At 35.7% G+C, this 959-nt stretch carries 1 protein-coding gene and 1 pseudogene; both read left to right on the plus strand.

Annotated features, from left to right (window positions below):
• Window positions 1-353 (plus strand): annotated as a pseudogene (locus HMPREF0083_RS20735) (transposase); the annotation flags it as partial.
• Between the two features lie 324 nt (window positions 354-677).
• A complete protein-coding gene (locus tag HMPREF0083_RS20740) occupies window positions 678-944 on the plus strand; it encodes a hypothetical protein (RefSeq protein ID WP_040304192.1) in 267 nt (88 codons plus the stop codon).
• Window positions 945-959 lie beyond the last annotated feature (15 nt).

The following is a 959-nucleotide window of genomic DNA, read 5'->3' on the forward strand; positions in this document are numbered from 1 at the left end:
TAAAATCCATTCATAAACAAGGTGGTTACTATATTTCCAGGGTTAAGCATAACGTCAAAATATACTTTACCAAAGAGCGAACAGAAGAGCCGAAATGTGCAGAGGATTTCATAAAAGATTTGGCACCTGGAGAAACCATGGAAGTACATCATGTTGCATTGTATTCGTTGCGATGGCAAATTGAAATTCTATGTAAAGTATGGAAGTCGGTTTTTCGTATTCATCGAATTAAAAAAGTGAAAAAAGAGCGATTAGATTGCCATTTATACGGTACGTTGATTTCGATTCTGGTTTCATCGAGTGTTACGTTTAAAATACGAAGTCTCCTTTATCAAAAAGAAAAAAGGGAGATATGCTGGAAGCTCTGCCAAGTTGATGCCTGATCGGTTGGTTGATAGCGAATTTTAAAAAGGATAATGCGGGGGCTTCTTTGGCATGGAGAAAAATCATGATTGTAGATAGGGAATGGATAAAAGGCTCAAAAGCTGAAAGCTTTTGAACCTTAACTTGATGGCTATGGGGTCAGCCTCGTGACTCTGAAATAGATAAAGTGTCTGTTTATTCAAAGATTAAAGTGCCGATTAAATTATACTTTCAACTGTTGTTTGGAGACTATTATCAAGCTGAAGTTAGTGGGTTACAGATTTAGAAGATGATTTGTAAAGGGGTCGAATTTATTGAAAAAGATGCTAAATGGTTTATGCATTGCCACACTATGCCTATTAACTGTACCCCAAGGTGTACATGCTGCTACTAATTCAGCAGTTAAAAGTAATAGTGCACATGAACATTCACAAGGTTCTATAAAGGATTCTGAATTAAACAATGAGGAGATAAAAAGGCAGTATCAACAAGTAATTTCAACATATGTAGAACGAGAAAAGTCATTACAGGGAATTTATTCTCTTCAAACAAAATACTTACCTGAGCGTTTTGCAAAATAGCAATTTTCACCGAAA

Source organism: Aneurinibacillus aneurinilyticus ATCC 12856 (genome assembly GCF_000466385.1).
Classification (GTDB): domain Bacteria; phylum Bacillota; class Bacilli; order Aneurinibacillales; family Aneurinibacillaceae; genus Aneurinibacillus; species Aneurinibacillus aneurinilyticus.